This is a genomic window from Streptomyces orinoci, from assembly GCF_003121295.1.
In the GTDB taxonomy this organism is placed as follows: Bacteria; Actinomycetota; Actinomycetes; order Streptomycetales; family Streptomycetaceae; genus Streptomyces; species Streptomyces orinoci.
This window is the reverse complement of the sequence record NZ_PHNC01000031.1, coordinates 1,066,063-1,088,965: the sequence shown is the minus strand read 5'-3', so window position 1 is coordinate 1,088,965 and position 22,903 is coordinate 1,066,063. Positions and strand designations below refer to the sequence as shown.

General features: G+C 69.7%; 23 protein-coding genes and 1 pseudogene. 7 read left to right on the top strand and 17 right to left on the bottom strand.

Going from position 1 to position 22,903, the window contains the following annotated elements; genetic code table 11:
• Window positions 1-47 precede the first annotated feature (47 nt).
• On the top strand, window positions 48-1,340 hold the full coding sequence (locus tag CV755_RS27335) for an MFS transporter (protein ID WP_109282920.1): 1,293 nt from the start codon (window positions 48-50) through the stop codon (window positions 1,338-1,340).
• Here the strand turns inward: CV755_RS27335 and CV755_RS27330 are convergent.
• The gene (locus tag CV755_RS27330; protein WP_109282919.1) at window positions 1,337-1,945 is read right to left on the bottom strand and encodes a DUF2867 domain-containing protein; all 609 of its coding nucleotides are present in this window, start codon (window positions 1,943-1,945) and stop codon (window positions 1,337-1,339) included. The two genes, CV755_RS27335 and CV755_RS27330, sit on opposite strands and share 4 nt — an antisense overlap.
• A 165-nt stretch (window positions 1,946-2,110) precedes the next feature.
• Here CV755_RS27330 and CV755_RS27325 point away from each other — a divergent pair, with 165 nt between their 5' ends.
• Window positions 2,111-2,674 carry a TetR/AcrR family transcriptional regulator gene (locus tag CV755_RS27325; RefSeq protein WP_109282918.1) on the top strand — a complete coding sequence of 188 codons (564 nt, stop codon included), beginning with the start codon at window positions 2,111-2,113 and terminating at the stop codon, window positions 2,672-2,674.
• Between the two features lie 273 nt (window positions 2,675-2,947).
• Here CV755_RS27325 and tgmC read toward each other — a convergent pair whose 3' ends face one another.
• The 4 genes and pseudogenes from tgmC to CV755_RS27305 form a co-directional block, all read right to left on the bottom strand.
• A complete protein-coding gene (tgmC, locus tag CV755_RS27320) occupies window positions 2,948-4,168 on the bottom strand; it encodes an ATP-grasp peptide maturase system methyltransferase (RefSeq protein ID WP_109282917.1) in 1,221 nt (406 codons plus the stop codon).
• Window positions 4,152-4,379, bottom strand: a pseudogene (locus CV755_RS36380) (ATP-grasp ribosomal peptide maturase); the annotation flags it as partial. The gene tgmC and the pseudogene CV755_RS36380, both read right to left, overlap by 17 nt.
• An 89-nt stretch (window positions 4,380-4,468) precedes the next feature.
• A complete protein-coding gene (locus tag CV755_RS27310) occupies window positions 4,469-4,945 on the bottom strand; it encodes a hypothetical protein (RefSeq protein ID WP_109282916.1) in 477 nt (158 codons plus the stop codon).
• Between the two features lie 13 nt (window positions 4,946-4,958).
• On the bottom strand, window positions 4,959-6,224 hold the full coding sequence (locus tag CV755_RS27305) for a helix-turn-helix domain-containing protein (RefSeq protein WP_109282915.1): 1,266 nt from the start codon (window positions 6,222-6,224) through the stop codon (window positions 4,959-4,961).
• 274 nt (window positions 6,225-6,498) lie between these two features.
• Between CV755_RS27305 and CV755_RS27300 the strand changes: the two genes are divergently transcribed.
• The 4 genes from CV755_RS27300 to CV755_RS27285 all read left to right on the top strand — a co-directional run bounded on the left by CV755_RS27300 (window position 6,499) and on the right by CV755_RS27285 (window position 9,609).
• Window positions 6,499-6,885, top strand: a complete 387-nt coding sequence (locus tag CV755_RS27300) for an ATP-binding protein (protein ID WP_241561414.1) — start codon at window positions 6,499-6,501, stop codon at window positions 6,883-6,885.
• Window positions 6,882-7,382: a hypothetical protein gene (locus CV755_RS27295; protein ID WP_109282913.1), complete on the top strand. Its 501-nt coding sequence runs from the start codon at window positions 6,882-6,884 to the stop codon at window positions 7,380-7,382. Before CV755_RS27300 ends, CV755_RS27295 begins: the two co-directional genes overlap by 4 nt.
• 137 nt (window positions 7,383-7,519) lie before the next feature.
• Window positions 7,520-8,422, top strand: a complete 903-nt coding sequence (locus tag CV755_RS27290; protein WP_109282912.1) for a radical SAM/SPASM domain-containing protein — start codon at window positions 7,520-7,522, stop codon at window positions 8,420-8,422.
• A 50-nt stretch (window positions 8,423-8,472) separates the two neighbouring features.
• Window positions 8,473-9,609 (top strand): methyltransferase domain-containing protein, encoded by a 1,137-nt coding sequence (locus CV755_RS27285; protein ID WP_109282911.1) that lies wholly within the window; start codon window positions 8,473-8,475, stop codon window positions 9,607-9,609.
• A 188-nt stretch (window positions 9,610-9,797) separates the two neighbouring features.
• On the opposite strand, the gene CV755_RS37260 is transcribed toward CV755_RS27285, so the two are convergent.
• Window positions 9,798-9,944 carry a type II toxin-antitoxin system HicA family toxin gene (locus tag CV755_RS37260; protein ID WP_206608457.1) on the bottom strand — a complete coding sequence of 49 codons (147 nt, stop codon included), beginning with the start codon at window positions 9,942-9,944 and terminating at the stop codon, window positions 9,798-9,800.
• A 69-nt stretch (window positions 9,945-10,013) separates the two neighbouring features.
• The gene (locus CV755_RS27275) at window positions 10,014-10,226 is read right to left on the bottom strand and encodes a type II toxin-antitoxin system HicB family antitoxin (RefSeq protein WP_109282910.1); all 213 of its coding nucleotides are present in this window, start codon (window positions 10,224-10,226) and stop codon (window positions 10,014-10,016) included.
• A 100-nt stretch (window positions 10,227-10,326) separates the two neighbouring features.
• Between CV755_RS27275 and CV755_RS27270 the strand changes: the two genes are divergently transcribed.
• Entirely contained in the window at window positions 10,327-10,737 is a 411-nt protein-coding gene (locus CV755_RS27270; RefSeq protein WP_109282909.1) for a hypothetical protein, read from the top strand.
• Between the two features lie 80 nt (window positions 10,738-10,817).
• On the opposite strand, the gene CV755_RS27265 is transcribed toward CV755_RS27270, so the two are convergent.
• From CV755_RS27265 to CV755_RS27220, 10 genes are all read right to left on the bottom strand, one after another.
• Entirely contained in the window at window positions 10,818-12,101 is a 1,284-nt protein-coding gene (locus CV755_RS27265; protein ID WP_164503322.1) for a thymidine phosphorylase, read from the bottom strand.
• A gap of 95 nt (window positions 12,102-12,196) precedes the next feature.
• Window positions 12,197-12,592 carry a cytidine deaminase gene (locus CV755_RS27260; protein ID WP_109282907.1) on the bottom strand — a complete coding sequence of 132 codons (396 nt, stop codon included), beginning with the start codon at window positions 12,590-12,592 and terminating at the stop codon, window positions 12,197-12,199.
• Complete coding sequence (locus CV755_RS27255; RefSeq protein WP_241561413.1) at window positions 12,589-13,878, bottom strand: ABC transporter permease; 1,290 nt, start codon at window positions 13,876-13,878, stop codon at window positions 12,589-12,591. The genes CV755_RS27260 and CV755_RS27255 overlap by 4 nt, the downstream gene beginning before the upstream one ends.
• Window positions 13,875-14,978: an ABC transporter permease gene (locus CV755_RS27250; protein ID WP_109282906.1), complete on the bottom strand. Its 1,104-nt coding sequence runs from the start codon at window positions 14,976-14,978 to the stop codon at window positions 13,875-13,877. The genes CV755_RS27255 and CV755_RS27250 overlap by 4 nt, the downstream gene beginning before the upstream one ends.
• Window positions 14,975-16,717 carry an ABC transporter ATP-binding protein gene (locus CV755_RS27245; protein ID WP_109282905.1) on the bottom strand — a complete coding sequence of 581 codons (1,743 nt, stop codon included), beginning with the start codon at window positions 16,715-16,717 and terminating at the stop codon, window positions 14,975-14,977. Before CV755_RS27245 ends, CV755_RS27250 begins: the two co-directional genes overlap by 4 nt.
• Window positions 16,718-16,901: 184 nt before the next feature.
• Entirely contained in the window at window positions 16,902-17,942 is a 1,041-nt protein-coding gene (locus CV755_RS27240) for a BMP family lipoprotein (RefSeq protein WP_109282904.1), read from the bottom strand.
• A 138-nt stretch (window positions 17,943-18,080) separates the two neighbouring features.
• Window positions 18,081-19,325: an amidohydrolase gene (locus tag CV755_RS27235; protein WP_109282903.1), complete on the bottom strand. Its 1,245-nt coding sequence runs from the start codon at window positions 19,323-19,325 to the stop codon at window positions 18,081-18,083.
• Window positions 19,326-19,458: 133 nt separating this feature from the next.
• Complete coding sequence (locus tag CV755_RS27230) at window positions 19,459-20,598, bottom strand: hypothetical protein (protein ID WP_109282902.1); 1,140 nt, start codon at window positions 20,596-20,598, stop codon at window positions 19,459-19,461.
• Complete coding sequence (locus CV755_RS27225; RefSeq protein WP_109282901.1) at window positions 20,595-21,524, bottom strand: N-acetylneuraminate synthase family protein; 930 nt, start codon at window positions 21,522-21,524, stop codon at window positions 20,595-20,597. Before CV755_RS27225 ends, CV755_RS27230 begins: the two co-directional genes overlap by 4 nt.
• A 98-nt stretch (window positions 21,525-21,622) precedes the next feature.
• The gene (locus CV755_RS27220) at window positions 21,623-22,849 is read right to left on the bottom strand and encodes an acylneuraminate cytidylyltransferase (protein ID WP_109282900.1); all 1,227 of its coding nucleotides are present in this window, start codon (window positions 22,847-22,849) and stop codon (window positions 21,623-21,625) included.
• Between the last annotated feature and the right edge of the window lie 54 nt (window positions 22,850-22,903).

The following is a 22,903-nucleotide window of genomic DNA, read 5'->3' as shown; positions in this document are numbered from 1 at the left end:
ACTTTGTGCATTGGACGCATCAAATGCAGCGTGCATACGGTTTGGCCATGCCTCCTGCCGATACCGGGGCATCCGCCGCCAGCGTGCGCGCGGATGCCTCCAGCTCGCCGTCCCCTGATCCCAACTCCCGCCTGGCGCCCGGCGATCCGCGCTTCCGCCGGATGAGCTTCGCGCTCTTCGCCGCCGGAGTCGCCACCTTTGCGCTCCTCTACTCCACCCAGGCCCTGCTGCCCGCGATCTCCAGCGGCCTGGGCGTGGCTCCCGACCAGGCGTCCTGGACCGTCTCCGCCGCCACCGGCGGACTCGCCCTCGCCGTGGTCCCGCTCAGCGCGCTCTCCGAGCGCTACGGCCGGCGCGCGGTGATGACGGCGGCCCTCTGTGTGGCGGGACTGGTGGGGCTGCTGGTCCCGTTCGCCCCGGGCCTGGGCTGGCTGGTCGCGCTGCGCGCGGTGCAGGGCGCGGCGCTGGCCGGGGTGCCGGCCTCGGCGATGGCCTACCTCGCCGAGGAGGTACGGCCCAGGGCCCTGGTGGGCGCGGTCGGGCTGTTTGTCGCCGGAAACGCCATCGGCGGCATGTCGGGGCGGATTCTGGCCGGCTGGGTGGCCCAGGCGTGGGGCTGGCGCGCGGGGCTCGCGGCGGTGGGCGCGCTGGCGGTGGGGTGCGCCGTGGCCTTCCGGGTGCTGATCCCCAAGGCCCGTCATTTCACCCCGGGTTCACTGGCGCCGCGCGAGCTGGGGCGTACCCTGCGCGGCCATCTGTCGGACGGCCTGCTGCTGCGGCTCTACGCCATCGGCGCCCTGTTTATGACCGTCTTCGGCGCGGTCTACACGGTGATCGGCTACCGCCTGGCCGGACAGCCCTTCAACCTCCCCCAGGGTGTGGTCGGTTCCATCTTCCTGGTCTACCTGGTGGGCACCGCCTCCTCGGCCACGGCCGGAAAGCTGGTCGGCCGGCTGGGACGGCGCGGGGCGCTCTACCTCGCAATGGGCACCACGGCCTTCGGCCTGCTGCTCTCCCTGGCGGACTCGCTGCTCTCCGTCCTCCTCGGCCTGGTGCTGATCACGGCCGGCTTCTTCGCGGGCCACGCGGTGGCCTCGTCCTCGGTGAGCCGCACGGCCCAGACGGGGCGCGCCCAGGCTTCGGCGCTGTACCAGACCGCGTACTACACGGGCAGTTCGGTGGGCGGCATGGCGGGCGCGCTGGCCTTCCGGGCGGGGGGCTGGTCCGGCACGGTCGTACTGGGCCTGACGGCCATGGTCGCCGCCGCGTCCATCACCCTGTACGCGACCCGGCAGGCGCTCCGTGAGCGGCGCGCGGGGCGGGCAGCCGCCCACGCTTAGGGCTGCTGCGGCCGGGCGCACAGACGCTCACGGTCGCGCCAGGCGCGTTCCCACTGGCGGGTCAGCGCCGGGTAGACGATCAGGTGGCGGAACGGCTTGATGCCGGCCATATAGAGCCGTCCGAAGAGGCCGTTGGGTTTGACCAGGGCCGCCATCCGCAGTTCGTACTCACCGTTGCCGGCCGGCACCCACCCGAGGTGGCAGATGGTGTGGACGGTCCTGTTCGCCAGCTCCTTGGCGGCCTCGGCCGGCAGCTCGTACACGGTGGTGAAGGGGGTGTCCGGCGTCGTCGTCCCGGTCGCCGGCCCGCGCAGGTCATCCGGCAGGCGGTCGCACAGCGAGCGGACCCGGCTGTCGAGCCCGGTCTCGGGGGCGTCCCAGCCGAACAGCGCACCGAGCTTCCAGCGCACCGCGAACAACAGCCGGACCAGGGGCGGTTGGGTGCCGGCCCCGCCGGCCGCCGCCAGCGCGGCGAGCATCACGGGGAAGTCATCCGGCCCGGCGCCGGGGGTGCGGAAGGACCACACGTCCTCCACCCGGAAATCGGGGGCGAGTTCATGAATCCGCCACGGTCGCGAAGTGTGCGTGGCGTTCGGAAGCCTCATCGCCTCACCCCCTCGGCGTACTCGTGCTGGGCGCAGTGAAAGGCAACTAAGCCGACGGCCATGGGATCTCCCTGCCGAACCAGTTATACGGTGGCGTACAACAGCGAGGCTAGCCCGCCCATACGGTGCCGTATAGAGGGTGCGGGGCGTGAGAGGAGACACATCATGGGCGCCAAGCGCACACCGCGTGAGGCCTGGATCGAGGAGGGACTCCGGGCACTTGCCTCCGGAGGCGTGGACGCCGTCCGGGTCGAGGCCCTCGCCAAGGCGCTCGGGGTCACCAAGGGCGGCTTCTACGGATACTTCGCCGACCGCAACGCGTTGCTGGAAGCGATGCTGGACACCTGGGAGCGCGAGAGCATCGACGAGGTCCTCGAACGGGTCGGGCACCTCGACGGCGACCCACGGGAGAAGATCCGGCTGGCCGGCCAACTGACCTTGTCCGCCGACCGTTTGCTGCCGCTCGATCTCGCAATCCGCGACTGGGCCCGGCGCGACGAGGTTGCCGCCGCGCGTCTGCGCCGGGTGGACAACGAACGAATGGCCCTGCTGCGCGAGATGATCGGCACCTTCTGCGACGACCCCGACGAGATCGAGGCCCGCAGCCTGCTCGCCTTCAGTCTCGCCATCGGCAGTCACTTCCTCGCCGCCGAGCACCCCGGCCACACCCATGCGGAGGTCCGCGCCATGGCGGGCGACATCGTGCTCAATCGGCCCCTTGCGCGGTGACCGCTTCCGGAACGCTCCTGCTTGCCCGGCCCATCGGCCGTCCCTCGTCCGCACCAGCTCCGCGAGCGGGGCGCCCGCGGGTGCGGGCACCCGCTGGCAGACCGGCTCGCCGTCGGCCAGGCTGCGGCGAATGAGCGGACCGGCCCCGAACCCGCCAGCTGTGCCGGGGAGTTGGACGCGGGCCCGGTCGTGCTCGCGGAGCCCGTGGACAGCCGGGCCAAGCGGGACGGGGCTCGGCCGTTTGGTTCCTGGTCCGGTTCTGGTCCGGTCTGGCTACGCGGAGCCGTCCGTGCTCTGTGCCGGAGTCGGCAGGCGCCAGCTCGGGCCGTCCGGTGTACCGAGCCACACCCACTGACTCTCCGCCGCAACAGTGACGCCGAACTCCGTCGGTTTTGGGGAGCCGGCCGCGCGCCAGGTGTGGAGCGCGTTTTCCAGCAGGTCCCAGAGGGCAGCCGGGCCGCCCTGGCGGACGTTCCATTCGTCGTCGCTCTTGGGTGTGAGGACAGCGAAGGACTCGTTCCGGCCGTCGAGCACGTACGTGCACGGCGTGCCGTCGTCGGCCGGCATGGAGAAGAAGCGGGCGCTGGGCATGGCGAGCTGTGCCACGAAGCCGCTGCCTGCCGCGGTGAGCATGTCGGGCCCGTAGGGGGTGCTGCGCGAGGCACCGTCGTCCGGTGCGGGGATCATCCCGAGGCTCTTGGGCGCGTCCTGCTGTCGGGCGATCATAAAACTCGGGTCGCCGTCGATGAACCGGCCCTCGGCGCGGCCCTCGCGGTCCACGGTGAGGCGGACCAGGCCGAGCGAGCGCATCCAGCCGCGGAGGGTGGCGAGAATGAGCCCGCCGGGACGGGTCTGCTGCACCCACGTGTGGGGGATGTGGCGCACGCCGCAGGTGGCGATCGTCCGGTCATAATGGGCGCCCTCGGGGTGGCCGACGAGTCCGTCACCGACCACGAGGCGCGGGGCGTAGCCGCAGCGGTTGAGTGCGTCGCGGGCGCGGGCGGCGACATCGGGGTCGGTCTCGATGGAAGTGACCCGGTCGGGGCCGAGGCGGTGGCACATGAGAGCGGCCGAGTAGCCGGTGCCGGTGCCGATCTCCATCACGGTCATTCCGTCGTGCAGCCGGAGTTCTTCCAGCATGTGCACGACGAGAGTCGGCAGGGTCGAGGACGACGTCGGGTGCGCGCCTCTGATGGGCTTCGGGTCGGTCCAGTCGATCTCTTGGCCGTCGAACTGCGTGATGAGGGTGTCATCGGCGTACGCCTGCCGCAGCCATTCCTCGACACCGACGAGGTCGGCCGTGACGGGGGTCCACGTCGTCAGCCCGGGGTCGTCCGTCTCGCGATAGAAGCAGAGTACGAACTCGTGGCGGGGGACGGTCTCGACGGCGGCGCGCCATGCCGGACTGCGCAGCCGGCCGTCGGCGGCAAGCTGGGCCGTGAGCTGGTGCCGCAGCTTGGCTGCGGTGGAGCTGAGATCAGGTTCGGTGGTCATGGGTGCCTCGTTCCAGGAGATCAGCGAGGGCCGCGGTCATGGGTAGGCCCGTGGGGGGTTCCATCCATGCCCATTGCCCGGAGGGGTTGCATTCGATGAACGTCCATTGGCCGGCGGGGGCGAGGGCGAAGTCGAATGCGCCGAAGACGAGCCCGAAGTGCCGGAGGTAGGCGAAGATCGCGCGCTGTACGTCTGGCGGCGGGGTGACAGGGACCGGACGGCGCCGAGTTTGGCGCCGCGGTAGTCGTCTTCCGGCTTCCGGCCGGAGCAGGGGCGCTTTTGTCGTTCAGCGGCTTCGGATCAGCTTCGGGTGGCGTTCTCCGGCCACAGAATCCGAACTGCAACCCCTGTACGGTTGGCGTAGGCCACAACGTCGGCGGTACCGCCGTACCCGCGTGCGGGCTGCCCATCCCATACGGCAATGAGCTCGTCCACGAGCCCTACGAGTAGCTCGCTGCCGGTCATGTGCGCTTGAGCGTCGGACCGGGTCAGTCCCGTGTGGTGGATGTCTGATGCGCGCCGCAGCAGGCCGTCATAGGACTCGTGGTGCCAGGCGGGCAGGCCCTCGCGGTACTCGGCCGCCGGCACTACTACCTCAATACGGCCTCCGCACCGAAGCACTTCCTCGGCGAACCACGCGTCGGGCCCGTCAGCGATACAGCTCACCCCGGTAAGTCCGCCCGGCGGATACGCCTCGATCACCTCGTGAAGTGCTTGCCGGACATCCTTCTCCACTGCCTCGGAGAGTCCTCGATGCCCGGTAATGCCGATCCTCATGTATGCCCCTCGCTTACAGGTAGGCGTCGTTCAGGCGGCTGTCGAAGTCACGGACTATCGATGGTGGTGTGGTGGACGAGTAACCTCGCCGAAAGGCGCGAGCACGCTCAGCCACACGCCCCGAGCGTAGCTTTAGCCCGGTGTCGAGCGCTTGGGTCGCCAAGGCGAAGGCGGTGTCCAAATTGCCTGCCGCCATGTGGCCGTTGGCCACGTCAAGTTGCAGTAGGGCCCTCTGCTTCTCGTGGCTGGATGACAGAGCGGATGCGGCGTCCCCGACGGAGGCAAGCACCCATCTGGGTCGCGCCAGTCGGGCACCGCACGTCACGCGGGCGGCTGCGACCTTGCGCTCGTCGAACGTGAACACCCAAGGCCATGGAGGTGCCTGCGTTCCTGACACCTGGTGGACTTCGGCGGCGCTGGTGGCAAGAGCTCGGTCGGCGGCTCGCTCGTCGCCGGCCGTGGCATGCGCGACAGCCTCCAGCGAGGACAGCCACGCGGCAGCGATCGGTGGGCAGGAGGATCCCAGTTGCCTCCGAGCCGAGCGGATCAACCTGATTCCCTGTGCGCAGTTGCCGTACTCGACCTCGAACTGAGCGAGGCTGCCCTGCTGGTAGGCGATCAGCAGTGGATCACCGGCGCGCCGCGCTGCCTTGATCGCAGCGCCATACCAGGTACGCGCCGAGCCTTGATCGGCCATATCCCAGCTCAGCCAACCTGCGAGGCTGGCGGCCTCGCTGCCGACTGCGGCAAGGCGGTTCCGCGCGGCTTGATCGGCGGCCTGAGTGGCCACCGTCTGAACGAGGCGCAAGTGCCCTGCGACGGTGTCCGCCAAGTGCCGCGCTGAAACGGTGGCGTCCATCCGCCGATACGCGGTTGTGGCGAGACGAAGCACAGCGGCTTGCCCGCCGTCCCATTCGGGGCGCGGGGGCGTTACTGCGTTGATCGCTGGCGCCGCTGCCACAACAGCGACGTCCGCCAGGAAGTTCCGGCGTTTCACGTCATCGTTTCCATCTCTGCGCTGACCCGGCACGGCGCCCGTGTCGGCAAGGCCAACGAGTCGGGGCGGGATGCCGAGATGGTGCGCAGCCCGAGCAAGGGCCGTCATATTGTACTCACCTGTGCCGCGCTTCTCCAGCCGGGAGATCGCTGACTGAGACAAGCCGCAGGCGTGGCCGAGTTGCCCTTGCGTCATGCGCACAGAAGCGCGGACGAGTTGGATCACACGGCCGTAGTCGCCTTGTGCGGACGCAGCCTGTAAGGCGCTGTCGGACCAGTTCACCCGTGCCTGTCCCTCTCACGGTAAGTAACAAAGAACGGATATACGAGCCCCCATACCCGCAGGGCGCATACCCGTATGCGCGGTGCGCATAGACGCTGGCGCCCATGCCATCAACAACGGTTCGCTCGTCCCGCTGAACAACGGTGAGACACCTCAACTTGTCTCGCCCGGCGCGACGAATTTCGCGCGCTGGTCAGCGTGTGTCTACGAGGGGATACCTATGGTGACGTTAGTCCCGAGACGGAACGAAACGCCTTGCTGCCAACCCCCGACGGTGCCCCCGACGCAGCTCATCCTCGCCGGCACCGCCGAGGCGCCCGCCGCCGCCCGTGCCCACGCCCGCGAGTTCGTCGAGAACGCCGCCGCAATCGCCGACCCCGAGCACGAGTTCGCCGTCGTCCTCGTCGTCTCTGAGCTGGTGACCAACGCCGTCAGATACGGAACGGAGCCCGGCGACTCCCTGCTCGTCGTCCTCGACTCCGACGACCAACGGACCCGCATCGAGGTCCACGACACCGCACGCCGGCGCCCCCGGCTGAAACCGGACAGCGACGAACGCGGCCGGGGCCGCGGCCTCCACATCGTTGAAGCCCTCGCCAACTGGGGCACCGGCACCAGGCCCTTGGGAAAGTACGTGTGGGCCGAAGTGGAGAAGCAGTGACCGCCATCGAGACCACGCCGGGCCTCGCCTTCCTGGCAGAGATCACGCACTCATACGGCATGTACTACGGCGACGACGGGCCCATTGGCCAACTCCTGATGACCCACACCCCGCCGCGCCGACCCGGCGAAACGCTCGACTGGATCGACGCCGGCATGCGCGCCCTGGCCTCTTGTCTCGGCCTCGCGCCCGCCTACGCGGAACCGCCCTACGTCGGCCCAAGACTGCATCTGCACCAAGGTGTCGTCTCCCTCGACTACGGAGAGCGGTGGCGGCTCTGCATCCCCGGCACCCGCCAGGAGTGGCAGCGGCACATCGCCGAGGGCGGCCCCGTCCGCCTGATCATCTCCGCCGAGCCCACCGCCGCCGGAAACACCCACGACGAGATGGCCGAACACCTCGCGGCCGGCACCCGAGCCGGGACCGTCTGGTGGGGCACCACCAGCATCCGCCGAAGGCCCCATCTGCACTGGCGAGCGAGCCGCCCCGGAGTCTGAGACACCCCGGGCCGACCCGCTCATCACGAGCGTACGGGCACAGCCCTCGCCCCAACTACCGATGACAGGAAGGCACATGGCGGGCGGGACGGGTCCCAGCCACACCAGGCGCACCACCGGAAGCAGGAGGAGTACGCATGACCGTCGTCATCCCTGAGACCGGCAAACCGATCACCGCCCCCGTAGGCGTCCGCTCCATGGAGCTGGAGATCACCGGGACCTGCCAGCTCAACTGCGCTCACTGCTGCACCAGTTCGGGACCCAAGGCCGGCCCCGGCGCCATGACCCGTGAAGACTGGCAGCAGGTCATCGCCGACACGGCAGCCCTCGGCATCCCCACCGTCCAACTGATCGGCGGTGAACCGACCCTCTCGCCCCATCTCCCGCACTACATCGCCCAAGCCATCGACGCCGGCCTGACCGTCGAGGTCTACAGCAACCTCACCCACATCCGCCCCGCCCTCTGGGCCGCACTCTCCCGCCCCGGCGTTCGCCTCGCCACCTCGTACTACTCCGACCAGGCCGAGGACCACGAGAAGATCACCAAGGCCAAAGGCAGCCATGCCCGCACCCGCGCCAACATCATCGCCGCCCTCGACCGCAGTATCGCCCTCCGCGTCGGCATCGTCGAAGTACACGAAGGACAGCGCGTCAAGGAAGCCGAGGCCGAACTGCGCGCCCTCGGCGTACGCGTGATCAATATCGACAAGGCCCGCCCCATCGGGCGCGCCGCCGACCCCACCGCCGGCGGACCCACCACCGGGGACCTGTGCGGGCACTGCTTCCGCCACCGCGTATCCGTCGATCCGGACGGAAACGTATCCGGCTGCATCCTGTCGCGGTTCATCAACGCCGGTAACGTCCGGCAGCAGTGCCTTGCCGACATCCTCAACAGCCCTCGATGGGCGGAGATCACCACGACCATTCCCATGCCGCGCGCCGCGTGCACGCCGGACGACTCCAACGACTGCGACCCGGCCTCCACGGAAGCATGCGACCCCGCATACGAGGAGGAGTTCGGCCCAACCCCGGCCTTTTAGGCACCACTTGAAACGTCGCCCCCCGTCCCAACCACTCTGGAGGCCACCGCGTGAACTGGCAGCACCACGCCGAAGCGCTCGCCGAGGCCGTCGCGCACCGCTCCTCACGATGGCACCCCCTCGTCGCCACAACACCCCGGCACATCTTCATCCCGCGATGGTGGGAGCGGGACGGCGACGGCTACGCCCTGCACGTCCCGCAGAACGACGAGGAATGGCTGCCGGCCACCTACGCCGACAAGTCCCTGGTAACCCGCGTCGGCCCCCTGCACGCCGACCACGCCAAACCCGACGAGCACCCCACGGGCCGGCCGACATCCTCGGCCACCCTGCCGAGCCTCGTCATCAACATGCACCGGCACGCCTGCCTCGACCCCGCCGACTCTCTGCTGTACATCGGCACCGGCTCCGGTTACGGGACCGCCCTCGCCGCCCGCTACTTGGCCCACCCCGAGCAGGTGACCAGCGTGGACGTAGACCCCTACCTTGTAGCGGCCGCACGAGACCGCCTCGACGCCACCGGCCTACAACCTCACGTCATGACCGTCGATGCGACCGGGCCCCTGCCCCTCAAAGCGGGGTCCGTCGATCGCATCGTGTCCATGGTCTCCGTCCGCACCATCCCGCCAAGCTGGCTCGACGCCCTGTGCCCTGGTGGGCGGCTGGTGACAACCATCGCCGGCACCTCCCTCCTCGTCACCGCCGAGAAGAACCCGGATGGTGGCGCCACGGGCCGAGTGCAGTGGGACCGGGCAGGGTTCATGCCGGTCCGGCACGGTGACGACTATCCGCCCGGTCTCAATGCCCTCCTCCACACCGCAGAGCAGCAAGAGGGCGAAGACGTCACCACGGGACCGTACCCGGTCGTGGACGTTGAACAGGCGTGGGACCTCGACTCCATGCTCAGCGTCACCGCTCCCGGCATCGTCCACCGCTACCGCCAGGACGGCGAGCAGCGGACCGCGATCATGGCGCACCCCGACGGATCATGGGCCCGCGCCACAGCGACCGGCGCCGGCCGGCCGACCGTCCACCAGGGGGGACCCCGGCGCCTGTGGAACATCCTCGACGAGGTACGCGCCTACTGGCTCAGCAACGGCGAACTACCCGTGCGCGGCGCCCGGGTACTGGTCAACGCCGAGGGGCGGACGATCCTCGCCCGGGGCGGGTGGCACGTCAAGCTATGAAAGCCCGTGCCACATGACCATGTCCTCAGAGGCCGCCCATCCCAAGCGGGCGGCTCACCACTCCCGCCGGGGTGAGGACGAGACTGAGTACCGAGGCCGCCGGGAGTCAACCTCCCATGCTCGAAGGCTACTTGCGGCCACGCCGAGGCCATCACGCCACTCACCGTGGCGCGGTGGCCCCTTCACCGTCACAGGTTGCCGAGAAGGGTGTCAACGTCCCACTCGGCCTGACGCAGAATGGCCCGCAGGATGCCGGGAGCCAGTTCCGGGTGCAGAGGGACGATTACCGTCCGCTCGCCTTTGCGGTACTTGGCGTGGCTGCCTCGAGTGGAAATGTGCTTGGACCCGTCACGATCAGGGCCTTGGCGACTTGCACCCCGGAGAGCCCCTGGGCAGTGCCGGGCTCACGCGACCTGAACCTGGACCGGCGCCGTGATGACGTCATGGACGGCAGGTACCGGTTCGTCTTCGAAGTAGAGCTCCAGCGCTTCGCGGAGGTTGGCCAGGGCTTCTTCGATGGTGGTCCCTTGACTGGCCACGTCAACTTCAAGGCAGCGTGCCACGTACCACTGGTCCTCATGTGTGATGGCGGCGGTGAGTCGAACCTGTCGGGTCATAACGCCGAATCTGGCACGAGGAATGAGAGACCGCCGCTCAACCACCCCCCACTCACCCCATTGAGGGCCCGTTGTCAGACCTCCCTGTCACCATCAGCGCATGACCGAATACACCGTGGAGCTGATCCACGACAAGTGGCCCAAGCGCGAGCCGAGTTACTTCGCCTCTCTGGCGGCCGACCCGCCCGACGGCTTCGAGTTCTCGTTCCGGACCTGGGACCACTACCCGGGCATCACCGGCACCCGCGAGGCGCCGACCGTCTTCCATGCCATCGCCGAGGTGGCGGGCGAAGTGGCCCGGAAACATGGTGTGTTGCTCAATGACGCGGGTGTGGAGAAGGTCCATGAGTGGATCCATGGCGAATGGAACCAGCAGATCACCGCGCATCTGCTGCTGATGGCCGCACACCGCGCCGCCCACTGCGGGCTCGGCCTGGACGACCTCATCGGCCTTCTGCGGTCGCTGGAACCGGCGTTCACGCCAGTGGGAGAAGAGGGCAGCGCCCCATAAGGGGCGCGACAACCCGCACCCCGCCGCAAACGCCAACGGGGCCAGTCGGAAACCGACCGGCCCCGTGCGTGCCCGGAACGCTACGCGATCCGGTCCAGCACAATCGGGTTCGGCTTGAAGTCCGTGCCCTCGGCGGAGATCTCCACGCCGCCCTCCAGCGCGGCCAGCGCGTAGTCGAACTTCTCCGGGGTGTCGGTGTGCAGGGTCAGCAGCGGCTGGCCGGCCACCACGGAGTCGCCCGGCTTGGCGTGCATCTCGATGCCCGCGCCCGCCTGCACCGGGTCCTCCTTGCGCGCCCGGCCCGCGCCCAGGCGCCAGGCGGAGACACCCACCGCATAGGCGTCCAGCTTGGTGAGGACGCCGGAGGCGGAGGCGGTGACGACGTGCTGTTCGCGGGCGACCGGCAGGGCCGCGTCGGGGTCGCCGCCCTGGGCGAGGATCATGCGGCGCCAGTGGTCCATGGCGGAGCCGTCCGCCAGGGCCTTGGCCGGGTCGGCGTCCGGCAGGCCGGCCGCGGTCAGCATCTCCCGGGCCAGGGCGATGGTCAGCTCGACCACATCGGCCGGGCCGCCGCCGGCCAGCACCTCCACCGACTCACGGACCTCAAGGGCGTTGCCCGCGGTCAGGCCCAGCGGGGTGGACATGTCGGTGAGCAGGGCGACGGTCTTGACGCCGTGGTCGGTGCCCAGGCCGACCATCGTCGAGGCGAGCTCACGCGCGTCCTCGATGTTCTTCATAAACGCGCCGGAGCCGACCTTGACGTCCAGCACCAGCGAACCGGTGCCCTCGGCGATCTTCTTGGACATGATGGAGGAGGCGATCAGCGGGATGGCCTCGACGGTGCCGGTCACGTCGCGCAGCGCGTAGAGCTTCTTGTCGGCGGGGGCCAGACCGTCGCCAGCGGCGCAGATGACGGAGCCCACGTTGCGCAGGACGTCCATCATCTCGTCGTTGGACAGCAGCGCCCGCCAGCCGGGGATGGACTCCAGCTTGTCCAGGGTGCCGCCGGTGTGGCCCAGGCCGCGGCCGGACAGCTGCGGCACGGCCGCGCCGCAGGCGGCGACCAGCGGTGCCAGCGGCAGGGTGATCTTGTCGCCGACGCCACCGGTGGAGTGCTTGTCCGCGGTCGGCACGGGCAGGGACGAGAAGTCCATCCGCTCGCCGGACTTGATCATCGCCGCCGTCCAGCGGGCGATCTCCGCGCGGTCCATGCCGTTGAGCAGGATCGCCATGGCGAGGGCGGACATCTGCTCGTCGGCGACGATGCCCTTGGTGTAGGCGTCGATCACCCAGTCGATCTGCTCATCGGTCAGACGGCCGCGGTCGCGCTTGGCGCGGATGACGGAAATGGCGTCCATCAGCACATTTTCCTTAAGTTCGTGCGTCCTCAGAGCTTCCCGGGGTCGGAAAGTGACCCGGAGGGGCCGAGCCTCGGCCCCTCCGGCGCTTAAGGACATCTTCAACGATTCAGGTCAGCGGGCCCAAACGCATCCGGCAGCAGCTCCGCCAGCGGACGGATGCCGGAGGCCGTATCGACCGCCAGCTCCGGCCCGCCGTGCTCCCAGAGCAGCTGACGGCAGCGGCCGCACGGCATCAGGATGTTGCCGTGCCGGTCGCAGCAGGTGAAGGCGGTGAGCCGGCCGCCGCCGGAGGAGAACAGGGCGGAGATCAGGCCGCATTCGGCGCACAGGGCGACGCCATAGGCCGCGTTCTCCACATTGCAGCCGGTGACCACCCGGCCGTCGTCCACGACGGCCGCGGCCCCGACGGGGAAGCCGGAGTACGGGGCGTAGGCCCGGGACATGGCGTCCCGGGCCTGCGCGCGCAGGTTCTCCCAGTCGAAGGAGACAGTCACTTGCCCTGGCCCTTCCGGTAGGGCTTGCCGTCCGCCTTGGGCATCCGCAGCCGTTGCGAGAACAGGGCCAGCACCAGCAGGGTGACCAGGTACGGCGTGGACTCCACCAGCTCCAGCGGGACGGACTTGCTGGCCGCGTACCAGACGATCAGCAGCGCCGCGATCACCGCGCTGACCACGGCCGGCTTGAGCTTGCCACCGCGGAACCGCCACAGGGCCAGGCCCAGCAGCAGCACCGCGACCAGCAGCAGCAGGGCGTGCACGGTGGGGCCGCCGGAGCGCAGCTGGAGGCTGTCCATAAAGCCGAACAGCCCGGCGCTCATGGCCACCCCGCCCGGCCGCCAGTTGCCGGAGATCATGGTGGCGAGACCGATGTAGCCGCGGCCGCCGGTCTGGCCGTCGGAGTACATATGCGTGCCGATGGCCAGGAAGGCGCCGCCCAGACCGGCCAGCGCGCCGGAGACCACCACGGCCGCGTACTTGTAGGTGTAGACGTTCACACCCAGGGACTCGGCCGCCACCGGGCTCTCACCGCAGGAGCGCAGGCGCAGACCGAAGGAGGTGCGCCAGAGCACAAAGAAGGTGACCACGAACAGCGCGGCGGCCACGATCGTCAGCCAGGACACCTGGGAGGTGAAGCCCCGCAGGATGCCCGCAGCGTCGGAGACCAGGAACCAGTGGTGCTTCTCCAGGGACTGCAGCCAGTCGTCCAGGCCCGGGATGGAGAAGTTGGACATGTCGGCCATCGGCGGCGACTGCTTGTCGTTGCCGCCCGCGGCCAGGGCCGCGCTGCCCTGGCCGCCGAAGAGCGTCTTGGCCGCGTACTGGGTGACACCCAGGGCCAGGATGTTCATGGCCACACCGGAGATGATGTGGTCCACCCCGAAGGTGACGGTGGCGACGGCGTGCAGCAGACCGCCCAGCGCGCCGCCGATGACACCGGCCAGGGCGGCCACCCAGGGGCCGTGCTGCCAGCCCATCCACCCGGCGCCGAAGGAGCCGAGCATCATCATGCCCTCGAGGCCGATGTTGACCACGCCGGAGCGCTCGGCCCACAGGCCGCCCAGACCGGCCAGTCCGATGGGCACCGCGGCGGCCAGCGCGGAGCCGTACTGACCGGAGGAGGTCAGGTCATTGGCGCCGGTGAGGGCGCGCAGGGCGGCCAGCAGGATCAGTCCGCCGGCCAGTATCAGCATCACGACGGGGTAGGAGAGCCGCCGGCGGCCTTCGGGCTTGTTGGCCCCGCGCAGGCGGTCGGCCAGTGAGGAGGTGACGGTCGTACTCACGCGGCTGCCTCCGCCTTGTCGCTCTTGCTCGCCTGGGCGGCGAGCTCCTCGCCGACCTTGCGCTGCTGGATCTTCAGGCCATAGCGGCGCACCAGCTCATAGGCGATGACGACGCACAGGATGATCACACCCTGGATCACGCCGACGATCTCCTGGGCGTAGCCCTCGAACTCGAGCTGGGTGCCGGTACGGTCCAGGAATCCCCAGAGCAGGGCGCCCAGCGCCATGCCGATGGGGTGGTTACGGCCCAGCAGCGCGATGGCGATGCCGGTGAAGCCGATGCCGGTGGGGAAGTCGGTGCCGTAGTTGTACGAGACACCGAGCAGGGTGGGCATACCGACCAGGCCGGCCATGGCGCCGGAGATCAGCATCGAGGTGATCACCATGCGCTTGACGCTGACGCCGCTGGCCTGCGCGGCGGACTCGGACTGGCCCACGGTGCGCAGGTCGAAGCCGAAGCGGGTACGGCCCAGCAGGAACCAGTAGGCCACGCCCGCGATGACCGCGATCACCACAAAGCCGTAGATCGGCTTGGTCTGGGTGGGGAACTCGAAGAAGTGCGCGGAGCCGGGCAGGTAGGGCGTGTGGATCAGGTTGCCCTCCTTCTTCGCCAGCCGGCCGTCCTGGAGGAAGTAGCCGATCAGCGAGGCGCCGATGGAGTTCAGCATGATGGTGCTGATCACTTCGCTGACGCCGCGGGTGGTCTTCAGCAGACCGGCGATGCCCGCCCAGATGGCGCCGACCACCATGGCCACGATGATCATCACCGGGATGGCCACCGGGCCCAGCGTGAAGTAGCCGCCGACCACCGCGGCGAAGAAGGCCGCGATCCGGTACTGGCCGTCCACACCGATGTTGAACAGGTTCATCCGGAAGCCGACGGCGACCGCCAGCGCGGAGAGGTAGTACGGCGTGGCCTTGTTGATGATCCACACCTGGCTGTCGGCCTTGGAGCCGAAGTCCACCATCACCTGGTAGGCGTGGAACGGGTCCTTGCCGGTGGCCCCGATGATGGCCGACGTGATGATGAAGGCGGCGACGATCGCCAGCACGGGTGCGGCGAGGCCGAGGATCAGCTTGTTCTTGTCGATCTTCTTCACTTCTCGTCACCGCCTTCCCGCTTGCCGCTGTTCTTCTGGTTCTTGGAGCTCTTCTTCTCGCGCTTGGGCGAGTTCTTCGGCGAGTTCCTGGGCGAGTTCTTCTGGTCCTTCTCGGCCTTCGGCGAGCTCTCCGGCTCGCTTTCCGGCGAGTTCTTCCCTTCGCCCTCGTCCGCGCCGGGCGGGGTCCCTTCCTCGTGGTGTTCGAGGTGGCCGCTGGCTGCGCCGGTCATGGCCGAGCCCAACTCCTCCGGGGTGATGGTGGCGGGGTCCGCGTCGGCGACCAGGCGGCCGCGGAACATCACCCGCAGGGTGTCGGAGAGCCCGATCAGCTCGTCCAGGTCGGCGGAGATCAGCAGCACCGCCAGGCCCTCGCGCCGGGCCTCGCGGATCTGGTCCCAGATCTGCGCCTGGGCGCCGACGTCCACGCCCCGGGTGGGGTGCGCGGCGATCAGCAGCTTGGGGTGGTGGCTCATCTCCCGGCCGACGATCAGCTTCTGCTGGTTGCCGCCGGACAGCGAGGCCGCGGTGACCTCGATGCCGGGGGTGCGCACGTCGTACTCACGCACAATGCGCTCGGTGTCGGCCCGGGCGGCCTTGTTGTCCAGCAGCCCGCCCTTGGAGTTGGGCGCCTCGGTGACATGGCCCAGGATGCGGTTCTCCCACAGCGGGGCCTCCAGCAGCAGGCCGTGCCGGTGGCGGTCCTCGGGGATGTAGCCGATGCCGCCCTCGCGCCGCTTGCGGGTGGCGAGGTGGGTGATCTCGGCGCCGTCCAGGGTGATGGTGCCGGCGTCCGGGTCGCGCATGCCCATGATCGCCTCGACCAGTTCCGCCTGGCCGTTGCCCTCCACACCGGCCAGGCCCAGCACCTCGCCCTTGTGGATGGTGAACTCGATGCCGTCCAGCACGGTGCGCACCGCGCCGTCGGAGTCGGTGGCCGACAGCCGCAGCCCCTCGACGGTGAGCATGGGCACATCGGTGACGGTGGACTCGCGGGTCTCCGGCGAGGGCAGTTCCTCGCCGACCATCAGCTCGGCCAGCTGCTTGGGGGTGGTCTCGCTGGGCACCGCGGTGCCCACCGTGGTGCCGCGCCGGATGACGGTGATGTCATCGGCGACCGAGAGCACCTCGCCCAGCTTGTGGGAGATGAAGATGACGGTCAGGCCCTCGGACTTCAGCTCGCGCAGGTTGTCGAAGAGCGCATCGACCTCCTGCGGCACCAGCACCGCGGTCGGCTCGTCCAGGATCAGCGTACGGGCGCCCCGGTAGAGGACCTTGAGGATCTCCACCCGCTGGCGGTCGGCGACGCCGAGGTCCTCCACCAGGACGTCCGGGCGCACGCCCAGGCCGTAGGCGTCCGAGATCTCCTTGATCTTGGCGCGGGCCTTGTTGCCGATGCCGTAGAGCTTCTCGGCACCGAGGACGACGTTCTCCAGGACGGTGAGGTTGTCGGCGAGCATGAAGTGCTGGTGCACCATGCCGATGCCGCGGGCGATGGCGTCGGCGGGCGAGTGCAGGCTGACCTGCTCGCCGTCGAGCTTGATCGTTCCTTCATCGGGCTTCTGCATCCCGTAAAGGATCTTCATCAGGGTCGACTTGCCGGCGCCGTTCTCGCCACAGAGGGCGTGGACGGTGCCTTTGCGGACCGTGAGGTGGATGTCGTGGTTGGCCACGACGCCGGGGAACCGCTTGGTGATGCCGGCGAGTTCGACGGCGGGAGCGGTACTGGTGGACGCTTTGATGGCGCACTCTCCTCGGGGAAGGGAGCGGTGGGTGGAGCCGGTCCGCCGGGCGGCGGGCCGGTCGTTCCGGCTGGGCTGGTTGACGCTATCTGGCTCAACTCGACGCTACGCGCGTAGCATTGGCACTTGCGTACGGGCCCGGCGGAAGTCTTCCCGCCGGGCCCGTACTCGGTTCAGCGGCGGATCAGCTCTGCTGCGGGGCGATCCGGACCTTGACCTCGCCGTCCACGATCTTCTTCTTCGCGGCGTCGAGCTTGTCCTTGATGTCGTCGATGAAGCCGCCCGAGGTGGCCAGCGAAACACCGTTGTCCTTGAGCAGGTACTGGTGCGGGCCGGACAGCGGCTTGCCGTCCTTGACGCTCTTGATCACGTCGTAGACCGCCACGTCCACGTTCTTCACCACCGAGGTGAGGATGTGGTCCTTGTACTTCTCCAGGCCGGCCTGCTGGTACTGGTCGGAGTCCACGCCGATGGCCCAGCAGTCCTTACGGGCGGCGACGGCCTCGATGGAGCCGTTGCCGGACAGGCCCGCCGCCGTGTAGATCACGTCAACGCCCGAGTCGAGCATGCCGTTGGCCTTGTCCTTGGCGGCCGCCGGGTCGTTGAAGCCCTTGTCGTTGTTCGGGTACAGGTACTGCGAAGTGATCTGGGCCTTGGAGTCGGTGTCCTTGACGCCCTGCTCGAAGCCCGCCTGGAACTTCTGGATCAGCGCGTTGTTGACACCGCCGATGAAGCCGACCTTGTGGTTCTTGGACTTCAGCGCGGCGGCGACGCCGGCCAGGTAGGAGCCCTCGTTCTCACCGAAGGTGACGCTGTCCACATTGGAGCCGGCGGCCACCGAGTCGATCACCGCGAAGGTGGTCTTCGGGTACTGCTTGGCCACGGCCTCAATGGACTTTTGGTAGTTAAATCCAACGCCGATGACGGGGTTGTAACCGGCGTCGGCGAGGGAGGTCAGGCGCTGTTCGCGCTCCGCCTCGGTCTCGCCGTTCTTGGCGGTCATGTCCCGGCCGCCGACACCCAGGTCCTTCTTGGCCTTGTCCATACCGCGGGCGGCGGACTCATTGAAGGAGTGGTCGTCCCGGCCGCCGACGTCATAGGCAAGGCCAACACCCTTGTCCTTGCCGCCGCTCGACTCGGTCGAGGACGAACCACAGGCGGTGAGAGAGAATGCGAGGGCGGCGGTGGAAACTGCCGCAGCGGTGATCGTGGATACCCGGCGCACGAGGGCCCCTTCACTCGAAGCGCCTCCATTGGCGCTGGTTCGCGGGGAATCGTAACGCGCGTAGATGGGATGAAAAGGGGAGCTTCAAAGCCGTTATCGGATCGTCGCAAGCGGCCCTTGCTTTGTAGAAACCTACATTTACGGACAATCCAGCAGCGCAGCCGCGGTGAACAGCTCCACTCCGACCTTGATCGCTCCTTCGTCCACATCGAAATCCCCGGAGTGCAGATCCCGGCGGGTGGTGTCGCCCACCGGCCGCACTCCCAGCCGGGCCATCGCCCCCGGGACATGCTCCAGATACCAGGAGAAGTCCTCACCGCCCAGGCTCTGCTCGGTGTCCTCCACCGACTGGGCGCCCCGCCGGGCGGTCATGGCGCGCTCCAGCAGCCCGGCGATCTCCGGGTGGTTGACCACCGGCGGTACCCCGCGCAGGTAGTTGATCTGCGACTTGGCGCGGTGCAGGGTGGCCACCTCGTCCACCGCGGCGTGCACCAGGTCAGGGGCGTCCCGCCAGGCGGCCAGGTCCAGGCACCGTACGGTGCCCGCGAGTTCGGCGTGCTGGGGGATGACATTGGCCGCGTGCCCGGTCTCCAGCCGCCCCCAGGTGACGGCCAGCCCGGAGCGAGTGTCCACCCGCCGGGCCAGCAGCGCCGGGACATCCAGCGCCACCCGGGCCGCGGCGGTCACCAGGTCGGTGCTCAGATGCGGGCGCGCGGTGTGCCCGCCGGGGCCGTCCAGCAGCACCTCGATCTTGTCGCAGGCGGAGGTGATCGCCCCGGTGCGCAGCCCCAGCCGGCCCACCTCCACCTTGGGATCGCAGTGCACCGCCACGATCCGGGCCACGCCCTCCAGCGCCCCGCTGTCGATGGCGCCCAGGGCGCCGCCGGGCAGCACCTCCTCGGCGGGCTGGAAGATCAGCCGCACCGGGTGCGGCAGCCGGCCCTCCTCGGCGAGCGCGGCCAGCACCAGCCCGGTGCCCAGCACCACGGTGGTATGGACGTCATGGCCGCAGGCATGCGCCATCCTGGGAATGGTGGAGCGGTAGGGAACGGTCTTGGTGTCGGGGATGGGCAGTGCGTCGATGTCCGCCCGGAACGCCAGCACCGGGCGGCGGGTGGCGCTCGCCCGGGCCCGCCCGATGTCACAGATCAGCCCGGTGCCGGAGTTCAGCACCCGCGGGCGCAGGCCCGCCTTCTCCAGTCTCGCCCTGATCGCCGCGGTGGTACGGAACTCACGGTTCCCCAACTCCGGGTGCATATGCAAGTCCCGCCGGAACGCGATCAGTTCCGTCTCCAGGGCCGCCGGGAGCAGTCCGGTGAGCTCGTCGGTGCGGTCGCTTCCGGGTCGGCCGGCGGATGCGCCGGGCGCGGTATCACAGGGCATCAAATGGTTCACCCTGCGAAGAGTAGAGCCACGCGAGGGGCAACTGCCTCCCGATCACGAAAAGTTCAGCCGCATGGATGGGCCGTCCGGGGGGTATGACCCGTATTTACGGGCGTACCTTTGCGAGACACACTCACAAACCGCGCGCCGGAGCGGGGAGATATGGCAGCCGGCGCACCGCGCGCCCCGCGCTGGTGGTGACGCCGGAGAGGAAGTCCCCGGCGCGGGGCGAGGCGTGAGCGGTGAGCCAGGAGGGGTCGATGCCGCAGACCGCCACGGTGACCGGGGTGCCGGCCAGGGCCAGCGGCAGGGTGTGCACCACGGTGGACGGAAAGCTCAGCACGGTACGGCCGATGGGGCCGCGCCGGGCCACGATTTCCAGGGGCAGTTCGGGCCGTACCACCTCCAGACCGATCCGGGACGCTATCTCGTGCAGCTTGTCGGTGCGCTCCCGGCGGTGTGCGAAGTACCGGGTGGCGCCATGCCCGTCGGCCAGGGCGGCCACCGCCGCCAGATAGCGTTCGCCGTCCACCACACCGGTCTCCACCAGCGAGGTGCCCACCAGATCGGTGCCGCCGGTCAGCCGGGGCGGGCCGAAGACGGACCTGGTCCAGGCGAAGTCATTGGTTTCCACGGTGATTCCGGGCGGCGCCTGGACCGGCATCGAGGTGAACAGACGGATGTCTCTACGGCCACTTGGGGTGAGCATCCGGCGCGCGGAAGCAGAAACCGGCGCGAAGACTATGTCCCGCGCCCCCAGGCCGCCGGTGCGATGCCAGCGCATCAGCCGTTCCCCGCGCGCCAGTTGGGAGACGAACTCCATGGTGGCGGTGCCATCGTCCACCACCACCAGCTCCCGGGCCCGGGTGATGGTCAACAGCAGTTGAACATAACGGGAGAAGGGATCGCCGATCACCACCCGCCGGGCCGCGCGCAGCGGTCCGGCCAGGGTGCCCACCGTGTGCACCGGGGCGCCGGGCCCGCCGCGGGCCTCCTCCCAGCGCAGCCGGTGCCCCTGTTCCCGGGCCAGTTCGGCCATCCGCCGCAGCTGGCCGCGGGTCATCGGGTCATGCGGGGCGAGCACCACCACCAGCAGTCCGCCGGCCTCCGGCTCCCGTCCGTCCTTCTGCCGGGGCACCTGGCCGCACAGCGGCGTCCCCTGGCCCGGCGGCCGGGCCAGCGCCCCGGAGTGCGCCCATTCAAGGACGTTGAGGAGCTGGACCGGACTCTCCACAAAGGCCAGGGTGTCGGTCACCGCCGTCTCGCCCGTCACACCGCGGCGGGTTCGAGTTCACCGGCCACCACCCCGGCCACCCGGCGCAGTTTGCGCATCGGGGCCAGTTCGCTGTCGTAGACCCGCTTGATCCCGTCGCCCAGCGACTCCTCCACCACCCGGATATCGCGCACCAGCCGTTGCAGACCGCCCGGTTCGACGGAGGCGGCCTGGTCGGAGCCCCACATGGCGCGGTCCAGGGTGATGTGCCGCTCCACAAAGCAGGCGCCCAGCGCCACCGCGGCCAGCGTGGTCTGCAGGCCCGTCTCATGGCCGGAGTAACCGATGGGGACATTGGGGTACTCGGCCTGGAGGGTGTTGATCACCCGCAGATTGAGCTCGGCGGCCCTGGCCGGATAGGTGGAAGTGGCGTGGCACAGCAGGATGTTCTCGCTGCCGAGCACCTCCACCGCGTGCCGGATCTGCTGCGGGGTGGACATCCCGGTGGAGAGCACGATGGTGCGGCCGGTGGCCCGCAGCGCCCGCAGCAGCTCGTCGTCGGTGAGCGAGGCGGAAGCCACCTTGTGCGCGGGCACCTCGAACTTCTCCAGGAACGCCACCGATTCCACATCCCAGGGCGAGGCGAACCAGGCGATGCCGCGCTCCCGGCAGTGCGTATCGATCCTGCGGTACTCCTCCTCGCCGAACTCCACCCGGTGGCGGTACTCGATATACGTCATCCGCCCCCAGGGCGTCTCCCGCTCCAGGCCCCATTGGTCCCTCGGGGTGCAGACCTCGGGGGTCCGCTTCTGGAACTTCACCGCATCGCACCCGGCGTCCACCGCCGCGTCGATGAGCGCCAGGGCGGTGTCCAGGTCGCCATTGTGGTTGATGCCGATTTCACCGGTGATGTAGACCGGCAGGCCGGGGCCCACCGGCCGGTCACCGAGCTGACGGGTGCGCCGGGCGGGGAGTGCAGAGAGCATCTGGGCTTCCTTCGCTGATTGGGGCCGGGGTTGCCGGGGTGTTGTGGGGTGTGGGGGCTGCGGTGCGGGAGCCGGGGTGCGGGGTTCGGGTCGGGGTCTCACAGGGACGGGCCCAGCAGCCAGCCGGCGATCTCGCGTACCGCTCCGCTGCCGCCGGGCGCCTGGGTGACCAGGCGGGCGGCCCGGCGCACCGGCTCCCGGGCGTCGGCCACCGCCACCGGCCAGCCCACCAGGTCCAGACAAGGGAGGTCATTGACGTCATTGCCGAGGTAGAGCACCCGCTGGGCGTCGATGCCCCGCTCCTCGCACCACTGCTTGAGCGCCAGGTCCTTGCGGTCGGTGCCATGCACCACCGGCACCTTCAGCTTGCGGGCGCGGGCGGCGACCACCGCATTGGTCTCGGTGGACAGGATCAGCACCGCCAGCCCCGCCCGGCGCAGGGCGGCCACGCCCAGTCCGTCGCCCCGGTGGACGGCCACCAGTTCCCGGCCCTCGGCGTCGATCAGCACCCGGTCGTCGGTCTGGGTGCCGTCGAAGTCCAGGACCACGGCGTCCACTTGGTCCCTGGTGGGCAGATGGCGCCGGGTGTCCAGCAGCGGGGCCAGCGCCCGGGCGCGGGCCAGGTCGTGCGGGTCGTCGATCTCCAGCACCCGGGCCGGGTCGGTGCGCACCAGCTCGGTACGGCCGAAGAAGCGGTGCCCGGCGGCCCGGAAGCCGTCCGCCCGCATGGCATAGGCGGCGCCGGTCTCCAGCAGGTCTTCCGGGCGGTCCTGGCGGCGGGGGCGGTGAGCGCTGTCGTGATTGACGCCCCGGGCGCGGACGCCGTACGGCGGCTGGTCGCCGGGTACGGAGGGGGCGCCGTCGTCACCGTCCCCCGCCGACGCGCCGTCCCGCCACAGGAAGCCATGGAAGGGCGCCACGGTCAGCGCGCTGTCCGCGCCGCGCTCGGTCACGGCGGCGGCCACCGCGTCCACATCCGCGGCGGTGAGGAAGGGGCTGGTGCACTGGACCAGCAGCACCACGTCCAGTGGGCCGCCGCGCATGCCCTGGTAGGCATCCATGGCGTGCAGCACCGCCGCCTCGCTGCTGGCGGTGTCCCCCGCCAGGGGGGCAGGCCGCCGTACCACCAGCGCCCCGGCGGTACGGGCCGCCTCGGCCACCGCGTCGTCATCGGTGGACACCACCACCTCGGTGACCAGCCGGGCGGCCCGGCACTCCCGCACCGCGCGGGTGATCAGCGGGGCCCCGCCGACCGGGGCGAGGTTTTTGCCGGGTACGCCCTTGGAGCCGCCCCGGGCGGGGATGACAGCCAGCACGGCGGGCATGGCGCTCTCCTCGAAGTGGCCGGTTTCTCCGGCGTGTTGGACGGATGGCGGCGG